The sequence below is a fragment of the Streptomyces sp. NPDC058877 genome, assembly GCF_042742855.1.
GTDB lineage: Bacteria > Actinomycetota > Actinomycetes > Streptomycetales > Streptomycetaceae > Streptomyces.
In genome coordinates this window covers 1-16,616 of sequence record NZ_JBHYMF010000005.1, presented here as the reverse complement: position 1 = coordinate 16,616, position 16,616 = coordinate 1, and the positions used below count along the sequence as shown (strand labels likewise).

General features: G+C 72.9%; 14 protein-coding genes and 2 tRNA genes. 13 read left to right on the top strand and 3 right to left on the bottom strand.

What is annotated here, in order from left to right:
- The first annotated feature begins 193 nt into the window (after positions 1–193).
- The 11 genes from ACFW2Y_RS02325 (at position 194) to ACFW2Y_RS02275 (ending at position 10,965) form a co-directional block, all read left to right on the top strand.
- The gene (locus ACFW2Y_RS02325; protein ID WP_384872267.1) at positions 194–391 is read left to right on the top strand and encodes an antitoxin; all 198 of its coding nucleotides are present in this window, start codon (positions 194–196) and stop codon (positions 389–391) included.
- Positions 392–518: 127 nt separating this feature from the next.
- Positions 519–1,037, top strand: coding sequence for an O-acetyl-ADP-ribose deacetylase (locus ACFW2Y_RS02320; RefSeq protein ID WP_384872265.1), 519 nt, complete (start codon positions 519–521; stop codon positions 1,035–1,037).
- Positions 1,038–1,672: 635 nt separating this feature from the next.
- Positions 1,673–1,978 carry a hypothetical protein gene (locus ACFW2Y_RS02315; RefSeq protein WP_384872262.1) on the top strand — a complete coding sequence of 102 codons (306 nt, stop codon included), beginning with the start codon at positions 1,673–1,675 and terminating at the stop codon, positions 1,976–1,978.
- Positions 1,979–2,163: 185 nt separating this feature from the next.
- Positions 2,164–3,330 carry an acyl-CoA dehydrogenase family protein gene (locus ACFW2Y_RS02310; RefSeq protein WP_384872259.1) on the top strand — a complete coding sequence of 389 codons (1,167 nt, stop codon included), beginning with the start codon at positions 2,164–2,166 and terminating at the stop codon, positions 3,328–3,330.
- On the top strand, positions 3,327–4,355 hold the full coding sequence (locus ACFW2Y_RS02305) for a bifunctional MaoC family dehydratase N-terminal/OB-fold nucleic acid binding domain-containing protein (protein ID WP_384872256.1): 1,029 nt from the start codon (positions 3,327–3,329) through the stop codon (positions 4,353–4,355). Before ACFW2Y_RS02310 ends, ACFW2Y_RS02305 begins: the two co-directional genes overlap by 4 nt.
- A 1-nt stretch (position 4,356) precedes the next feature.
- Positions 4,357–5,523 carry an acyl-CoA dehydrogenase family protein gene (locus ACFW2Y_RS02300; RefSeq protein WP_384872254.1) on the top strand — a complete coding sequence of 389 codons (1,167 nt, stop codon included), beginning with the start codon at positions 4,357–4,359 and terminating at the stop codon, positions 5,521–5,523.
- The gene (locus tag ACFW2Y_RS02295; RefSeq protein WP_384872251.1) at positions 5,520–5,918 is read left to right on the top strand and encodes a MaoC family dehydratase; all 399 of its coding nucleotides are present in this window, start codon (positions 5,520–5,522) and stop codon (positions 5,916–5,918) included. The genes ACFW2Y_RS02300 and ACFW2Y_RS02295 overlap by 4 nt, the downstream gene beginning before the upstream one ends.
- Entirely contained in the window at positions 5,915–7,081 is a 1,167-nt protein-coding gene (locus ACFW2Y_RS02290) for a lipid-transfer protein (RefSeq protein WP_384872248.1), read from the top strand. Before ACFW2Y_RS02295 ends, ACFW2Y_RS02290 begins: the two co-directional genes overlap by 4 nt.
- A 52-nt stretch (positions 7,082–7,133) precedes the next feature.
- The gene (locus ACFW2Y_RS02285) at positions 7,134–8,393 is read left to right on the top strand and encodes a DUF1906 domain-containing protein (RefSeq protein WP_384872246.1); all 1,260 of its coding nucleotides are present in this window, start codon (positions 7,134–7,136) and stop codon (positions 8,391–8,393) included.
- Between the two features lie 227 nt (positions 8,394–8,620).
- Positions 8,621–9,166 carry a SigE family RNA polymerase sigma factor gene (locus ACFW2Y_RS02280; RefSeq protein WP_384872243.1) on the top strand — a complete coding sequence of 182 codons (546 nt, stop codon included), beginning with the start codon at positions 8,621–8,623 and terminating at the stop codon, positions 9,164–9,166.
- 146 nt (positions 9,167–9,312) lie between these two features.
- Positions 9,313–10,965, top strand: coding sequence for a long-chain fatty acid--CoA ligase (locus ACFW2Y_RS02275; RefSeq protein ID WP_384872241.1), 1,653 nt, complete (start codon positions 9,313–9,315; stop codon positions 10,963–10,965).
- 151 nt (positions 10,966–11,116) lie between these two features.
- On the opposite strand, the gene ACFW2Y_RS02270 is transcribed toward ACFW2Y_RS02275, so the two are convergent.
- Positions 11,117–14,950: a PAS domain-containing protein gene (locus ACFW2Y_RS02270; protein WP_384872238.1), complete on the bottom strand. Its 3,834-nt coding sequence runs from the start codon at positions 14,948–14,950 to the stop codon at positions 11,117–11,119.
- A 110-nt stretch (positions 14,951–15,060) separates the two neighbouring features.
- The gene (locus ACFW2Y_RS02265) at positions 15,061–15,486 is read right to left on the bottom strand and encodes an SSI family serine proteinase inhibitor (RefSeq protein WP_384872235.1); all 426 of its coding nucleotides are present in this window, start codon (positions 15,484–15,486) and stop codon (positions 15,061–15,063) included.
- Positions 15,487–15,737: 251 nt separating this feature from the next.
- Between ACFW2Y_RS02265 and ACFW2Y_RS02260 the strand changes: the two genes are divergently transcribed.
- Positions 15,738–15,828: transfer RNA gene (locus tag ACFW2Y_RS02260), tRNA-Ser, on the top strand.
- Between the two features lie 311 nt (positions 15,829–16,139).
- Positions 16,140–16,212, top strand: a tRNA-Arg gene (locus ACFW2Y_RS02255).
- 80 nt (positions 16,213–16,292) lie between these two features.
- Here the strand turns inward: ACFW2Y_RS02255 and ACFW2Y_RS02250 are convergent.
- Positions 16,293–16,568 carry a tyrosine-type recombinase/integrase gene (locus ACFW2Y_RS02250; protein WP_384872232.1) on the bottom strand — a complete coding sequence of 92 codons (276 nt, stop codon included), beginning with the start codon at positions 16,566–16,568 and terminating at the stop codon, positions 16,293–16,295.
- Between the last annotated feature and the right edge of the window lie 48 nt (positions 16,569–16,616).

Below are 16,616 nucleotides of genomic sequence, written 5' to 3'. Positions count from 1 at the left end.
GGCCAACGAATGCCGTGGACAGTGCAGTTCGCACACTCCGTCGTCCGGTCGCGCTTCGGGTGCCGAGGGGAGGGGGAGGCCGTGCGGTTGCACACGGTGGTCGCGCCGTGGTGCGGTCCGGGGCGTTGCGGATGCGGTTCTCGGGGTGCGCCGTGATGCTGGAGGGGCCGGAACAGCGTCGAGGAGGCTCAGGATGTCCGTGTTCGACAAGCTCAAGGGGATGCTGAAGGGCCACGAGGGCCAGGTGTCCCAGGGCATCGACAAGGCTGGTGACATGGTCGACGAGAAGACGCAGGGCAAGTACGCGGATCAGGTCGACACCGCGCAGGAGAAGCTCAAGCAGCAGCTGGGCGACCCCGGTCAGGGGCAGGGCTCGCCGCCGCAGCAGTAGCGGGGGCGTACCGCTCGTGAGGGGTGCTCCGGGAGTCCGTCCCGGAGTGCCCCCGTCTTGTTTTTCGGTTGGCCCGACGGGACGGATCGGCTTGACTCCAGTGAGTCGGAGGAAAGGAGGCCTTCCCGTGGTGCGCATCGTGCTCGTCCAGGGAGACATCACCACCGAGGCCGTGGACGCGGTGGTCAACGCCGCGAACTCCTCCCTCCTCGGAGGGGGCGGGGTCGACGGGGCCATCCACCGGAAGGGCGGGCCGGAGATCCTCGCCGCCTGCCAGGACCTGCGCCGCTCCCATTACGGCAAGGGGCTGCCCACCGGGCGGGCCGTGGCGACCACGGCGGGGCGGCTGCCGGCACGACACGTGATCCACACGGTCGGTCCGGTCTGGTCGCGGGGCGAGGACCGGTCGGAGCTGCTGGCCTCCTGCTATCGCGAAGCCCTGCGGGTCGCGGATGAGTTGGGGGACCGCACGGTTGCGTTTCCGGCGATCTCCACCGGTGTCTACGGCTGGCCGATGGCCGATGGTGCCCGGATCGCCGTGGGGGCGGTGCGGGCGGCCCGGACCGAGGTCGAGGAGGTGCGGTTCGTGCTCTTCGACGCGGCTGCGTACGGGGCTTTCGAGGCTGCTGTGGGATCCGCCCCGTAGTGGGTGGCCCGTGGCCCGTGGCCCGTGGCCCGTGGCCCGTGGCCCGTGGTCCGTGGTCCTGTTCGGTTCGTGACCCGTGGGGTCCCTGCCTCGTCGGATCCCGACGCCGCGCGGTCGGTCGAAGCGTGCCGGAACCCTCACCGTGAGGCGAGGTGGGGAGGGGAGGGGCAAGGGGCCTCGGGGCCTCCCCGCCCCTCCGTGTCATCGAATTCTCTTTCTTCTCCTGCGGGTGCGTTCGGTTCCTCGGCATCGGGGACTCGCCGGCGTGCCCTTTTCATGAGGGGAATCGGTGAGGGATCTGCCGGAACGCTTCCTCCCTTGCGGCACACCGGTTGCGCCGGCGTCGGTGTCCTTCCGGCCGGCTGAGCTGGCGCTTCCTTCGACTTGCCGGGGTTTATCTGCTTGTCCTCACGCTTGCGAGGGAATCAGGCACTCCGGTCTGGTTCGCAGGGGATTCGGTGGGCAACTCTGATGGCGCGACGTCGAGCACGAAGACCAAGGCGGTCGGCCAACTGCCTTGGAAGGGAGCGCACTTCGGAAGATTCCGCAGCGCTGCTCCCTGATGCAGTCCTCAGAGCAGTTCCCAGAGCAGTTCCGTGCACCAGCAATGACTTTCAGTTCCCGGAGGAACAGACATGGCAAGCATCCGTACCGCCCGCGCCCTCGCCGTCGTCGCCGCCCTGCCCCTCGCCGCCGCGCTCTTCACCGGGGTGGCCCAGGCCGACAACGGCGGGTTCGCGGACGACGGATCGAACACGAGCGTCGCCTCGATCATCGGCAGCGGTGTCGGGGGGGACAACTTCGGCAACTCGACCACGACGCAGCAGGTGGCGACCGGTGCCGGCGCGTCCAACCAGAACAACACCGCGAGCGTGAACGGCTCCGCCTTCACGCACATCGGCCAGTCCACCACGGTGGTCAACTTCCACCCGTGGTGGTGACCGCCGGCGGCGCACAGGCCGGTCCGGCAGGGAGCGTGACGGTGGTGTGAGCGACGTCCCGTGCTCCGGTGCTTCGGCATCGGGGTGCGGGACGCCGCGCTTTTGCGCGCGGCGGCGACCTTGACAGGAATCCGGGATCTGACGGACAGTCAGAAACCTTAGTCGTCCCACGGGAGGCCGTCGTCGTGCACCTCGCCCCGACCGAGCGGCAGCTACGGCTGCGCGCCGAACTCCGTGCCTACTTCCGGGAGACGATGCCCGACGGACCGCCCCCCGCCACCGACACCGCCGCCCAGCGACGACTGCTCCGCCGGATCGGCGCCGACGGACTGCTCGGCCTCGGCTGGCCCGAGGAGTACGGAGGACAGGGGCGCGGGCCCGACGAGCAGTTCGTCTTCTTCGACGAGGCGTACCGCGCGGGCGCCCCGGTCTCGATGGTCACCCTCAACACCGTCGGACCCACGCTGATGGCATACGGGACCCAGGAGCAGAAGTCCCGCTTCCTCCCGCGGATCCTGCGCGGCGAGGCCGTCTTCGCCATCGGCTACAGCGAGCCCGAGGCCGGAACCGATCTCGCTTCGCTCCGCACCAGGGCGGTGCGCGACGGGGACTCCTGGCTGATCGACGGACAGAAGGTCTTCACCTCCAACGCGCAGAACGCCGACTGGATCTGGCTGGCCTGCCGCACCGACCCCCAGGCACCTCCGCACCGCGGCATCTCCCTCGTCCTGGTTCCGACCGACGCCCCGGGCTTCTCCTGGACCCCCATCGAAACCGTCGGCGGCCTCACCACCACCGCCACCTACTACGACGGCGTGCGGGTCCCCGCGGGCAACCTCGTCGGGCCGGAGAACGGCGGTTGGGGGCTCATCACCAGTCAGCTCAACCACGAGCGGGTCGCCCTCGCCGCGATCGGCATGCAGGCCGAGGACTTCTTCGCCGCCGTCCTCGACCGGGCGCGCACCCCCGATCCGGTGACCGGACGGCGGCGCATCGACGAGCCGTGGGTGCGGCTCCGGGCCGCCGAGGCCCATGCCCGGCTGGCCGCGACCCGCCTGCTGAACTGGCGCCTGGTGGGGGACGTGGGCGCCGGCCGGCTGGCCCCCGGGGACGCCAGCGGGGTGAAGTTCGCGGGAACCGAATCGGCGGTCGAGGTGTACCGGATCTGCCAGGAGATCGCCGGTGACGCGGGCACGGTGCGGGCCGGATCACCGGGTGCCTTCGACGGCGGCGAGCTGGAGCGCATGAACCGCGCCGCGCAGATCAACACCTTCGGAGGCGGGGTGAGCGAGGTGCAGCGCGAGATCGTCGCCAGGACGCGGCTCGGCATGAAGGGGAGGGGGCGGCGATGAGCGGCACGGAGGGGCCCGAGGAACCGGACCTGCTGCAGCAGCGGCTCGCGGTCCACGTGGGCCGGGCGGCCGCCACCGCCGGAACCGGCAAGGACCCGGTCAACCTGCCCATGATCAGGCACTGGTGCGAGGCGATGGGCGACGCCCACCCCGCCTACGCAGGACCGGATGCCGTCGCGCCGCCGACGATGCTCCAGGCGTGGACGATGGGCGGTCTCTCGGGGCACGCGGACCGGTCGTCCGCGTACGAAGGGCTGTTCGCCCTCCTCGACGACGCCGGCTACACCTCGGTGGTCGCCACCGACTGCGAGCAGGAGTACCTGCACCCGCTCCGCCCGGGCGATGAGATCCGCTTCGACGCGGTCATCGAGGCGGTGTCCGGACGGAAGTCCACCAAGCTCGGCACCGGGTACTTCGTGACCACCCGCACGGACGTCCGGGTGGGCGACGTGCTCGTGGGCACCCACCGCTTCCGCATCCTGAAGTACGCCCCCGCCGCCCGGCCGCACCGCGCCGCGGCCTCCGGGACGGCCGGGGCCGAGCGGGCCCCGACCCACCGGTCCGGGGTCGGAACGGGCACCGCCCCGACCGAAGGGACCCGCCCTTCCGGGCCGGAGCCCGGGCCGCGCCGCCCCCGGCCGGTCGTCAACCGGGACAACGCCGGCTTCTGGGAGGGCGTGGCCGCGCACCGGCTGCTGATCCAGCGCTGTACCGGCTGCGGGAGGCTGCGCTTCCCCTGGTTGCCGGGGTGCGCCGACTGCGGCTCCCGGGAGTGGGACACGGTCGAGGCGAGCGGCGCCGGCACGGTCTTCTCGTACGTGGTGGTGCACCATCCGTCCTTCCCGGCCTTCGACCCCCCGTACGCGGTCGGACTGGTCGAACTCGCCGAAGGCGTGCGGATGGTCAGCAACGTGGTGGGCGTGCCGTACGACGAGGTGCGGATCGGGATGCCGGTGCGGCTGGAGTTCCTGCGGGTCGACGAGGAGCTGGAGCTCCCCGTCTTCCGCGCGGGAGGGGAGGACTGACATGGACTTCACGCCCACCGAGGAGCAGCGGGCCGCCCGGGAGTTGGCCGCGCGCGTCTTCGCCGACCTCGCCACCCACGAGCGGCTCCGGTCCGTCGGGACCGGCACGGACGCCGGACTCTGGCGGGCGCTCTGCGCCGCCGGTCTCCCCGGCGCCGTCGAGGAGGTCGGGCTCCTCGGTCTGGTCCTGTTGCTGGAGGAGCAGGGGCGCAGGACGGCCCAGGTGCCGTTCGCCGCCAGCTGCGCGTACGGGATCCTCGCCGTGTCCCGGCACGGCACGGAGGAACAGCGCGCCCGGCTGCTGCCCGGTCTCAGGGCCGGTACGACGGTGATGACGGGAGCCTTCCCGGGGACGGGGACGATCGCCCCGGGCGGCGGCGCCGGCGGCGGTCGACTCAGCGGGGTCGTCGACGGGGTGCCGTGGCTGCGGGACGCCGACCACGTCCTCGTGCCGGACCGGGACCGGACCCTGTGGCTGGTCCGCACGGAAGACGCAGCAGCCGTCGAGGCCGTCGAACTGACCGCGCCCTGGGCCGCCGCCAGGCTCGTCCTCGACGGAACGCCCGCCGAGCGGCTCGGCACCGGCGGCCCCGGGGCCCACGGGGACGTCCTCGCCGCCGCACGGACCGCCTTCGCCGGACTCCAGGCCGGGGTGTGTGCCGGCTCCCTCGCCAGGGCGGTGGAGCACACGTCCGTACGGGAACAGTTCGGCCGGCCGCTCTCGACCCACCAGGCGGTGCAACTGCGGGCCGCCGAGGCCCACATGGACACCGAAGCCATCCGGGTCACGGCCTATGAGGCCGCCTGGCGCTTCGACGCGGGCCTCGATGCGGCCGGCGCCGCACTGACGGCCGCGTGGTGGGCCTCCGAGGCGGGCAAGCGGGTCGTGCACACCGGTCAGCACCTGCACGGTGGCGCGGGAGCCGACCTCGACCACCCGGTCCACCGGCACTTCCTGTGGGGCCGACAACTGGACGCGTACCTCGGCTGCGGCACCGAACTCCTCGCCGAACTCGGCGATCTGCTCGCCGAACCGTCCGCGGCTGCGCTCCCCCCCGGGGGTCCCGCCCCGTCCGCCCGGTCGTCCGTCGATCCGTCCGTCGATCCGTCCGTCGATCCGCTCGCCGCCCCGCTCACCGTTCCGTCCACGAGGGGAGAACCGGCATGACCGCCGTGAGGCCCGGTGACGAACTGCCGCCGCTGCGGATCCCGATCACCCGCACCCTGATCGTCGCCGGCGCGATCGCCTCCCGCGACTACCAGGACGTGCACCACGACGCCGAACTGGCCAGGGAGAAGGGCTCCCCGGACATCTTCATGAACATCCTCACCACCAACGGCCTGGTCGGTCGGTACGTCACCGACCACTTCGGCCCCCGGGCCGTCCTGCGCAAGGTCGCCATCCGGCTCGGTGCCCCCAACCACCCCGGCGACACCATGGTCCTGACCGGGACGGTCACGGAGGTGTCCGGAGCCACGGCGAGCGTCCGGATCACCGGCGCCAACGGCCTCGGACACCACGTCACCGGAACGGTCACGGTCACCCTGGAGGTGCCACGGTGAGCCTCCGTACCCGGGACGGGCTCGGCGGCCGGGCGGCCGTCGTGGGCATCGGGGCGACCGCGTTCTCCAAGGACTCGGGCCGCAGTGAACTCTCCCTCGCCGTGGAGGCCGTCCGGGCGGCCCTGGACGACGCCGGTCTCGCTCCGACAGACGTCGACGGCCTCGTCACCTTCACCATGGACACCAACCCCGAGATCACCGTCGCCCAGGCCTCCGGAATCGGCGAACTGTCCTTCTTCTCCCGAGTGCACTACGGGGGCGGGGCCGCCTGCGCCACCGTGCAGCAGGCCGCGCTCGCCGTCGCCACCGGGATCGCCGAGGTCGTCGTCTGCTACCGGGCGTTCAACGAGCGCTCGGGCCGTCGCTTCGGTTCCGGGGTCCAGCAGCGCGAGCCCTCCGCCGAGGGCGCCGCGCTCGGCTGGCAGCTGCCCTTCGGGCTGCTCACCCCGGCCTCCTGGGTCGCCATGGCGGCCCAGCGCTACCTGCACGCGTACGGGCTGACGCCGGAGGCCTTCGGCCACGTCGCCGTCACCGATCGGCGGCACGCGGCCCGCAACCCCGCCGCGTACTTCCACGGCAAGCCGATCACCCTCGCCGACCACGCCGCCTCGCGCTGGATCGTCGAGCCGCTCCGGCTCCTCGACTGCTGTCAGGAGACCGACGGCGGTCAGGCGGTCGTGGTCACCTCCGTCGAGCGCGCCCGCGACCTGCGGCGCCCGCCCGCCGTGATCCTGGCCGCTGCCCAGGGTGCCGGGCGGAAGCAGGAGGCCATGACCAGCTTCTACCGGGACGGCCTGACCGGGCTGCCGGAGACGGGAGTGGTCGCCCGGCAGCTCTGGCGGACGTCCGGGCTGGCACCCTCCGAGATCGACGTGGGCATCCTGTACGACCACTTCACCCCGTTCGTGCTCATGCAGTTGGAGGAGTTCGGCTTCTGCGGGCCGGGCGAGGCGGCCGACTTCGTCGCGGCCGACGCGCTCCCGCTGAACACCCACGGCGGGCAGCTCGGCGAGGCCTATCTGCACGGCATGAACGGCATCGCGGAGGCGGTGCGGCAGATCCGCGGCACTTCGGTGAACCAGGTCGCCGGCGCGGGCCGGACCCTGGTCACGGCGGGCACCGGGGTTCCCACATCCGGGTTGATCCTGGGCACGGACGGCTGAGGCGAGGGCCTCAGCGGTGGCCGGGCGGGTCGAGCGGTTCTTCACTCGCGCCATGAGCACTCACCACCCGCCCGTTTCCGTGTCCGACCACCCGCCCGCCTCCGGCCCCGCTTCCGCGCCCGGCCACCCGCCCGCCTCCGGCCCCGCCCGGCCCTCCACGGCGGGGGCCTCGCCGCAGCCCCGGCCGGAACCGCCCTCCGCACCGCCCCGGCCGCGGTCCGCGCCTCCCCCCGGAGCGCGGACCACGGTCGCCGCCGTGCTGCTGGCCCTCGCCGGGGCAGTCCTCCTCAACGCCCCGGCCCCCGCCGTGGCGAGGGCCGAACGGGAGGCCGCCGCACCCGCCGGAACGACGGTCGCCCCGTCCCCCGCGGTTCCGGTCCCGTCCCCCGCGGTTCCGGTCCCGTCCCCCGCGGTTCCGGTCCCGCCCCTCGTGCCGGTCGGATCGGTGCAGTTCCCGTCCCTCGCGTCCGTCTCCCTCGCGTCCGTCGTACCGGCCCCGGTCGCGGCTCCCGGAGCCTCCGCCTCCGACGACCCCGTCCACTTCGCCGGCAAGGCCTTCGACACCTGTGAGGCGCCGTCCCTCGCGGTGATGCAGGCCTGGCGCAGTTCGCCGTACGGGGCCGTGGGGATCTACTTCGGCGGCCGGGGACGGGGCTGCCCGGTCCAGAAGGAGCTCACCCCCGCCTGGGTCGCCTCCGCGCACGCGATGGGCTGGCGGCTGCTGCCGCTCTTCGTGGGTTCGCAAGCGCCGTGCGTCGACTCCTCGGCCAAGCGGAAGTACGCGATCGGCAGCACGCCCTGGAGCCAGGGCACCCAGGAGGGCGGCGACGCGGTGGAGGCGGCGCGCGCCCTCGGCATCGGCACGAACAGCCCGCTCTACCTGGACATCGAGGCCTACCGGCAGGGGGACGCGGACTGTGCCGCGACCACCCTCTCCTTCGTCCGGGCGTGGAACCGGGAGGTCCGGCGCCTCGGCTACCTCCCCGGCTTCTACAGCAGCGCCGAGACGGGGGTGCGGGACGTCGAGGCGCAGCGCAGGGCGGGCACGGCGGATCTCCCGGACGTCATGTGGTTCGCGCGCTGGCGGGGCCAGCCGGCACTGCTCACGGAGCCGGTGCTGGAGCCGCAGGCATGGACCCCGAGCGCCCGGATCCACCAGTACGCGGGGAACGTCACCGAGTCGTACGGCGGGCGCACGATGGTCATCGACCGCAATGCGATGGACGCACCGGTCGCGCGGATCTCGACCACCAGCCGGCTCGATCCCCACGTCCCGGTCCCCCTGAGGTTCGTCGGGGGGCACCGCCCCTGACGGCCCCGGCACCACCGCGCCCGGGCGAGGTCACGGCTGCCGTCCCCGCACCCCGGGCCCCGACCTCCGGACCCGACACCGGGCCCCGTCCCCCGGACCCTGACCCGGAGGTCGGGGGCCTCCACCCAGAGGAGGTGGGAGTGTTTGTGCTCCTACAACCTGAGGCGGACGGCGGTTCGGGACCTGGGGCCGATCCGCGGCTACCGGTCCGCTCCTAGCGTGGAGTCATGACCCCGCCACCTTCTGGCCCCGTCTGCGCCGGTGCCTCGCAGTACGCGTCGTACCCGACGTTCACCTCGTACGTCCGGGCGCGCGGCCCCGTGCTCCTGCGGACCGCACGCTCCCTCACCGCCAACCCCTCGGACGCCGAGGACCTCCTCCAGACCGCGCTCGCCAAGACCTACATGGCCTGGGAGCGCATCGAGGACCACCGCGCCCTGGACGGCTACGTCCGCCGCGCCCTGGTGAACACCCGCACGTCGCAGTGGCGCAAGCGCAAGGTCGACGAGTACGTCTGCGAGGAGCTGCCGGAGCCGTCGGGCCTCTCGGAGTCGGACCCGGCGGAGCGCCAGGTGCTGCACGACGCGATGTGGCGGGCGGTCCTGAAGCTTCCGGAGCGGCAGCGCCAGATGGTGGTGCTGCGGTACTACGAGGACCTCAGCGAGGCCCAGACGGCCGAGGTGCTCGGGGTGTCGGTCGGAACCGTCAAGAGCGCGGTGTCCCGGGCGCTCGGAAAGCTCCGCGAGGACCCTGAGCTGACCCCCGTGCGGTAGGCGCGCGGGGCTGCAGGGGCCCGTGGTGGGCTTCCGCCAGTAATCACTGGCAATTTACGTACTCCCGGGTAGTGACATACCGCGCGGTACGTGCGCAGAATCTCCACACCCCTTCTGCCACGTAGCGCCCACCGGGAGGACGCCCCGTGTACAGCACCATGCAGGACGTACAACTCACCGTGAGCCGCATCCTCAAGCACGGGATGACGATCCACGGAAGGTCCACCATCACCACCTGGACGGGCGAGCCCGAGCCGCAGCGCCGCACGTTCGCGGAAGCCGGAGCACGCGCGCACCAGCTGGCCAACGCCCTGCGCGACGAACTCGGCGTCACCGGCGACCAGCGGGTCGCCACCCTGATGTGGAACAACGCCGAGCACGTCGAGGCGTACTTCGCGGTCCCCTCCATGGGCGCGGTGCTCCACACCCTGAACCTCCGCCTGCCCCCCGAGCAGCTGGTGTGGATCGTCAACCACGCCGCCGACCGGGTCGTGATCGTCAACGGCTCCCTGCTCCCGCTCCTCGCCCCGCTGCTGCCGCACCTGCCGACCGTCGAGCACGTCGTCGTCGCCGGCCCCGGCGACCGTTCCGCACTGGACGGAACGGCCCCGCGCGTGCACGACTACGAGGAGCTGATCGCCGGCCGTCCGACCACCTACGACTGGCCCGAGCTCGACGAGCGCACCGCCGCCGCCATGTGCTACACCTCCGGCACCACCGGTGACCCCAAGGGCGTCGTCTACTCCCACCGGTCGATCTACCTGCACTCCATGCAGGTGAACATGGCGGAATCGATGGGCCTCACCGACAGGGACACGACCCTGGTCGTCGTGCCGCAGTTCCACGTGAACGCCTGGGGCCTGCCGCACGCCACCTTCATGACCGGCATCAACATGCTCATGCCGGACCGTTTCCTCCAGCCGGCCCCGCTCGCCGAGATGATCGAGCGGGAGAAGCCGACCCATGCGGCTGCCGTCCCCACGATCTGGCAGGGCCTGCTCGCAGAGGTCACCGCCAACCCCCGCGACCTCTCCTCGATGACCCAGGTCACCATCGGCGGCGCCGCCTGTCCGCCCTCCCTGATGGAGGCCTACGACAAGCTCGGCGTCCGCCTCTGCCACGCCTGGGGCATGACCGAGACCTCCCCGCTGGGCACGATGGCCCACCCGCCGGCCGGACTGAGCACCGACGAGGAGTGGCCGTACCGGATCACCCAGGGCCGCTTCCCCGCCGGCGTCGAGGCCCGGCTGGTCGGCCCCGGCGGCGAACACCTCCCGTGGGACGGCGAGTCGGCCGGCGAGCTGGAGGTGCGCGGCACCTGGATCGCGGGTGCCTACTTCGGCGGCATCGACGCCGAGGAGATCCGTCCCGCCGACAAGTTCAGCGAGGACGGCTGGCTCAAGACCGGTGACGTCGGGGTGATCAGCCCGGACGGCTTCCTCACCCTCACCGACCGCGCCAAGGACGTCATCAAGTCCGGCGGCGAGTGGATCTCCAGCGTGGAGCTGGAGAACGCGCTCATGGCGCACCCCGAGGTCGTCGAGGCCGCGGTCGTCGCGGTGCCGGACGAGAAGTGGGGCGAGCGCCCGCTCGCGACCGTCGTCCTCAAGGAGGGCGCGACGACGGGCTACGAGACGCTGAAGGCATTCCTCGCCGACGAGGGCGGCATCGCCAAGTGGCAGCTGCCGGAGCGGTGGGCGGTCGTGCCGGCGGTGCCGAAGACGAGCGTCGGCAAGTTCGACAAGAAGGTCATCCGCAAGCAGTACGCGCAGGGCGAGCTGGACGTGACCCAGCTGTAGCACCCCTCCAGCACCCACGGGCCCCGCGGGGCCGGGGCGTGTTTCGAAGGCTCCCCCGGGCGGACGACGGAGCCGCTTTCGGAACACGCCCCCGGTCGCTGCCGATCAGGCCGATCGGACGGTGCCGATCAGTTGATGCGGATCAGGCGGATCAGTTGGTGCCGATCTTCGCGAGCAGGTCGACGATCCGGGCCTGGACCTCGGCGCTGTTCGACCGCTCGGCGAGGAAGAGGACCGTCTCGCCGGAGGCGAGCTTCGGCAGTTCCTCCTCGACCAGGTCGGCCGAGGTGTAGACGACGAGCGGGGTGCGGTTCAACTGCCCGTTCGCCCGCAGCCAGTCGATGATTCCGGCCCGACGGCGACGCACCTGCATCAGGTCCATCACCACCAGGTTCGGCCGGCTCTCGGTGGCCAGCGCGACCGCTTCGGTGTCCGTGGCGGCCCGCGACACCTGCATCCCGCGCCGCTCCAGGGCCGCCGCCATCGCTTCCGCGATGGCCTCGTGTTCCTCGATCAGCAGGACGCGGGACGGGTGCTGCTCGCTGTCCCGGGGGGCGAGCGCCTTGAGGAGCACGGCCGGGTCGGCGCCGTACGCCGCTTCCCTGGTCGCCTGCCCGAGCCCGGCCGCCAACAACACCGGAACCTCGGCGGCGACGGCCGCCTGACGCAGCGACTGGAGGGCGGTACGGGTGATGGGACCGGTCAGCGGGTCGACGAAGAGCGCGGCCGGGAAGGCGGCGATCTGCGCGTCGACCTCCTCACGGGAGTGCACGATCACCGGCCGGTAGCCGCGGTCGCTGAGCGCCTGCTGGGTGGAGACGTCGGGCGCAGGCCAGACGAGCAGCCGGCGGGGGTTGTCGAGGGGCTCCGGGGGCAGCTCGTCGTCGACGGGCCGCGGCGCGGGCCGATTGGCGACCTCGACCGCACCGCCCGGGCCGTCGAGCGGCTCGGGTCCTTCTGCGGAACCCTCGGCGGGTGCCCCTATCGCGTACGCCCGGCCCTCCGGCGCGGCTTCGGGTTGGGCGAGGGCCGCGGCGGAGACCGGCGCCGAAGGCTCCGGGTGCGGCCCGGCCACGGCCGGTTCGGGGAGCGCAGCCGGAACCGGCGGGTCGATCTCGGGCGGCGTGGCGAGCCTGCGTCGCCGCCCCGAGCCGTTGGAGGGCGCGCCGGACGAACCCTCGGCCACGGGCACCGCCGACACCGCGGGCCCGGTCGGGGGGACGAAGGGAACGCCCTGTCCGAGGCTCCGGACGCCGAAGGCGCGACCTTCCGTCGAGTCCGCCGGCATCGGCATCGGCATCGGCAGTGCGGGCGGCAGGGGCACGGAACCGGTGCCCGTCCCGGAACCGGTGCCCGTCACCGAACCGGTGCCGTCCTGCGGCGCTGACTCCGCCGTCCGCTGCGGTGCGGGCTCCGGCGGCGGAACCGCCACGGCCCGGCGGCGGCCGGTCGGTTCCACGGCCACCGGGCCCTGGGCGGAGACCGGCGGCTCCACGTGCGGATGGGGCTGCGGCGGGGTGTGGTCGGCGCCCGGGACGCCCCGCACGGCCTCGTGGCGTCCCTCGTCGGAGACCGGCAGCGGCCCGTCCTGCGCGGCGGTCGGGTTCGCCCCGGTGTCACGCTCGGCATCGGCGGGCGGCAGCGCGAACGGGGTTCTGGGCCCGGCCTCGGCCGCAGCCGCCCGCTCCTGTGCGGCGGCCAGCGCCCGCCGCCGGCGCCCGCTCGGCTGTGCGGGGGCGTCCTCGGGAGCTGCGGAAGCCGTGGAAGGCAGCGCACGGGCCGGCGCGTGGCCCGGTGCGTGGGTGCCGGCCGGATCGACGGCGACGCCCTGCGGGGGCACGGCCGCACCGAGCGCGGCACGCCCCTGCGCGCCCTCGGCCGCGGTCACGACGGACCCCTCGGCGGGTCGGCCCCGACGACGCCCGGTGGGCTCTGCGGGCACGGCGGAGAGCGCCGGGGCGGACGGGGCCACCGCCCCGTTCTGCTGGGCGGGGATCAGTTCGGCGGGAGCGGCGACCTCGGTCGCACGGGCCCGGCGGCGCCCGCTGGGCTCGACGGCGGGCGCCTCGGCCTCGGTCGCGACGGCACTCTCCAGGAAGGCGTCCGTGGAGCTGCGCCGGGCCCGGCGGCGTCCTCCGCCGGCCGCCTCGGCGACCGCAGCCGACGCCCCGCCGTCGGCGGACCCGTCAGGACCGGGGCCGGGCACCGGAGCGGGGACGGGGATCGGAGCGGGGCCGGTGACCGGGACGGCGCCGGGAGGCGGGCCGGGGTTCGTGGTCGCACCGGGAAGTCCGCCCGGAGCCGCCACGGACGGCGCGCCCGCGGCAGGACCGGAGGCCGGCACGGGGACCGGAGCCGGAGCGGAGGCCTGCGCGGGCAGCGCGAGCGCCTCGCGGCCCCCCTTCGGAGCCGCGTCCTCCGGCGCGGGCGGGGGAACCGTGCCCCGACCCGAACCGAGCGGCACTTCGAGCACGTACGCGCTGCCGTTCGTCCCCGGCACCTCGTGGGTCTGCACGACACCGCCGTGCGCCGCCACGATCCCGCGCACCACGGGCCCGTGGACCGGGTCTCCGCCCGCGTGCGGCCCGCGGACCTCGATCCGCACGACGTCACCCCGCTGCGCCGCCGCGACGACGATCGTGGAGTCGCTCGGTGCCCGGTCGGCCTTGCCCTTGCCGGTCGCGTCGACCCCCGCCACGTCCGCGACCAGGTGCGCGAGCGCGGTCGTCAACCGGGCCGCGTCCACCTCGGCCTCGATGGGCGGAGTGTGCACGGCGAACTGGGCGCGGCCGGGGCCGATCAGCTCCACGGCCGCGTCGATGCCGCCGGTCACGATTCCGTCGAGCAGCACCACGTCCTTGTCGAGTTCCTCCACACCCGCGTCGAGCCGCTGGTAGCCGAGGACGTTGTCGACGAGCGCCGTCATCCGCGCGTACCCGGCGGCCAAGTGGTGCAGGACCTGGTTGGCCTCGGGCCACAGCTGTCCGGCGTCATCGGCGGCGAGGGTGCCCAGCTCGGTGCGCAGCTCCTCCAGCGGCCCGCGCAAGGACTCCGCGAGTACGGCGGTCAGCTGCTCGTGGCGAGCGGCCAGGGAGGCGTACTTCTCCGCCTGCTGCTCGCGCTCCGCCGCATGCCGTTCGGCCAGGTCCGCGAGTTCGACGGCGTGCTTCTCGACCAGCTCCTCGTACGGCCTGCGGTCGGTGAAGGTCATCACCGCGCCGACGAGCTGGTCACCGTCCCGCACCGGAGCGGTCGTCAGGTCGACCGGCACCCGGTCGCCCTTCTTCGCCCACAGCACCTGCCCGCGGACCCGGTGCTTGCGGCCGGACTTGAGGGTGTCGGCGAGCGGGGACTCCTCGTACGGGAAGGGGTCGCCGTCGGCGCGCTTGGCGAGGATCAGCGGGTGCAGCTCCTGGCCGCCGAGTTCGCCGGCGCGGTAGCCGAGGATCTGTGCGGCGGCGGGGTTCACGAGGACGACCCGGCCGTCCGTGTCGGTGCCGACGACGCCCTCCGCCGCGGCGCGCAGGATCATCTCGGTCTGGCGCTGCGAGCGGGCGAGTTCGGCCTCGGTGTCGAGGGTGCCCGTGAGGTCCCGCACGACGAGCATGAGCAGTTCGTCGCCGGTGTAGCCGCCGTAGGAGTCGTAGGCCTCGCGGCCGTCCTCCAGGCTGGCGCTGGTCACCTCGACGGGGAACTCGCTGCCGTCCGTGCGGCGGGCGATCATCCGGTTCGGTTTGGTGCGGCCCCGCTCGTCGGCGCCCTCCGGGCGGCGCATGGAGCCCGGGATGAGGCGAGAGTCGAAGGCGGGCAGCAGATCGAGCAGCCCGCGCCCGACCAGTGCGGTCCCCGGCGTCTCGAACATGCCGAGGGCGATGGTGTTGGCGTTGACGACCGTGCCGTTGCAATTGACGAGCACCAGGCCGTCGGGGAGGGCGTCGAGTATGGCTGCGAGGCGAGCAGCGCCTCGGGATGGCCTGCTGCTCACGACGACGCTTCCTCCCTGACGCACTGCACGTGCTGGTTCATCGGCCGGCCCCATCTTGCCCCGCGGGCCGCAGCCTGTCACTGAGGGGAGTCTAAGGGAGCTTCCGCGCGTCACCCCCGGACGAGGGGAAGGAGAGGCTCCAGATTTTCCCAACGGTTGATCTCGCAGCCGTTCGCACGGGAGAAACGGGCGTCGACTTTGCTGCCCTGCCAGGTGCCGGTGACGTGGGCGACGACGGGGCCCCCGTACGCCTGGGAGCAGATCTGGTCCCGCGGCACGGGCAGGAAGGGATTCGCCCGCTCCCTCGCGAGCTGGCCCAGGCGCTTGCAGGCGTCCGCGGCAGCAGGGTGGTTCCCCTCGGCGCGGTCCCCGCAGGTCACCTCGAAGGTGCCGTCGGCCTGGGGATTGCCGCTCTTCTCGACCACCACGGTCAACGCGTCGGGCGTTGCGAACAGGTTCAGCGGTGGAAGCGGCCCGAGGCCGCCGGCCCCGACGGCGGTGGTGGCGAGGGTGGCGAGGACGAGGCTGCGCAACATGCGGATCTCCAGGAGCACGGGGATGACGGCGGGCGCGGGCGTACCGCACCCGCCCCCTCTAACGCTCCGGGCGCCGTGGCGTTGCGCAAGCGGGGCGCGCCCGGACCGGGGGCGGGCTCCGGGACGGCACGGCCGGCGCCCGGGGCTTTGCCCTGGACCCCGAAAAACTAGTACGGTGAGAATCGATTGGTGACAGCCGGTTCGTCTGTGTCATCATCTGCACGCACCACTCGCGTAGGCGCGCGGTGCGAGGAGGCGTCGCCTAGTCCGGTCTATGGCGCCGCACTGCTAATGCGGTTTGGGTCTTAAAGCCCATCGAGGGTTCAAATCCCTCCGCCTCCGCCCCTACCGAAGCCCCGGCCCCACGGCCGGGGCTTCGGCCGTTCCCGAACCGCGAACCGTCCCGGGGCACCGTCCACAAGTTGTCGCCGCGCGAGGTGTGACCCCGGTCTCTTTCTCGGGTTTTCCGCCCGGCGAGACCGCTCCGCCCCGCCTCGCCCGCCCCTCCCCCCTCCGCCTCCTGGTCGACGTTTTCGCAGGTCACAACGGGTGGGGGGAATGGATTTCACATGACGGCGGCAGTCATGTAATGTTCTTCCTGTCGCCGCGAGCGGGCCGAAAGGCCGGGGAGCGAAGACAAGAACTAAAAACAAGCACTCGTAGCTTAACGGATAGAGCATCTGACTACGGATCAGAAGGTTGCAGGTTCGAATCCTGCCGAGTGCACACAGGTTAAAGGCCCCCCGGACATCGTCCAGGGGGCCTTTGACATCAGCGGGTGACATCAACGCGGGCGTACGAGCCGATCACTCACCCGGGGAGTCCTCCGGCGCGGCACCCTCTTCTTCGCCGACGTCGTCGATCCCCAAGGCGTCGTCCATCCGATCGGCCGCCGCCCTCAGCGTCGTCTGCATGACGTGCGCGTAGGTGTCGAGCGTCATCGTGATCGTGCTGTGCCCGAGCGTCTCCATGATGATCCGGGCGTCCACGCCCTGAGCGAGGAGCAGAGAGGCGCACGTGTGCCGGAGATCGTGCGTGCGCCGTGAGGCGCAGTGGTTCGAGTGGAGGTGAGAGACCTTCACCGCTGATCCCGTCGCAGCGGGACGGCGGAGCTGAGGGCAGCCTGAGCC

What these genes read in the sequence shown, in the direction of transcription:
- ACFW2Y_RS02325 (WP_384872267.1), top strand. Translation starts at nt 194, where the DNA reads ATGTCCGTGTTCGACAAGCTCAAGGGGATGCTGAAGGGCCACGAGGGC.
- ACFW2Y_RS02315 (WP_384872262.1), top strand. Translation starts at nt 1,673, where the DNA reads ATGGCAAGCATCCGTACCGCCCGCGCCCTCGCCGTCGTCGCCGCCCTG.
- ACFW2Y_RS02305 (WP_384872256.1), top strand. Translation starts at nt 3,327, where the DNA reads ATGAGCGGCACGGAGGGGCCCGAGGAACCGGACCTGCTGCAGCAGCGG.
- ACFW2Y_RS02300 (WP_384872254.1), top strand. Translation starts at nt 4,357, where the DNA reads ATGGACTTCACGCCCACCGAGGAGCAGCGGGCCGCCCGGGAGTTGGCC.
- ACFW2Y_RS02295 (WP_384872251.1), top strand. Translation starts at nt 5,520, where the DNA reads ATGACCGCCGTGAGGCCCGGTGACGAACTGCCGCCGCTGCGGATCCCG.
- ACFW2Y_RS02285 (WP_384872246.1), top strand. Translation starts at nt 7,134, where the DNA reads ATGAGCACTCACCACCCGCCCGTTTCCGTGTCCGACCACCCGCCCGCC.
- ACFW2Y_RS02280 (WP_384872243.1), top strand. Translation starts at nt 8,621, where the DNA reads ATGACCCCGCCACCTTCTGGCCCCGTCTGCGCCGGTGCCTCGCAGTAC.
- ACFW2Y_RS02265 (WP_384872235.1), bottom strand. Translation starts at nt 15,486, where the DNA reads ATGTTGCGCAGCCTCGTCCTCGCCACCCTCGCCACCACCGCCGTCGGG.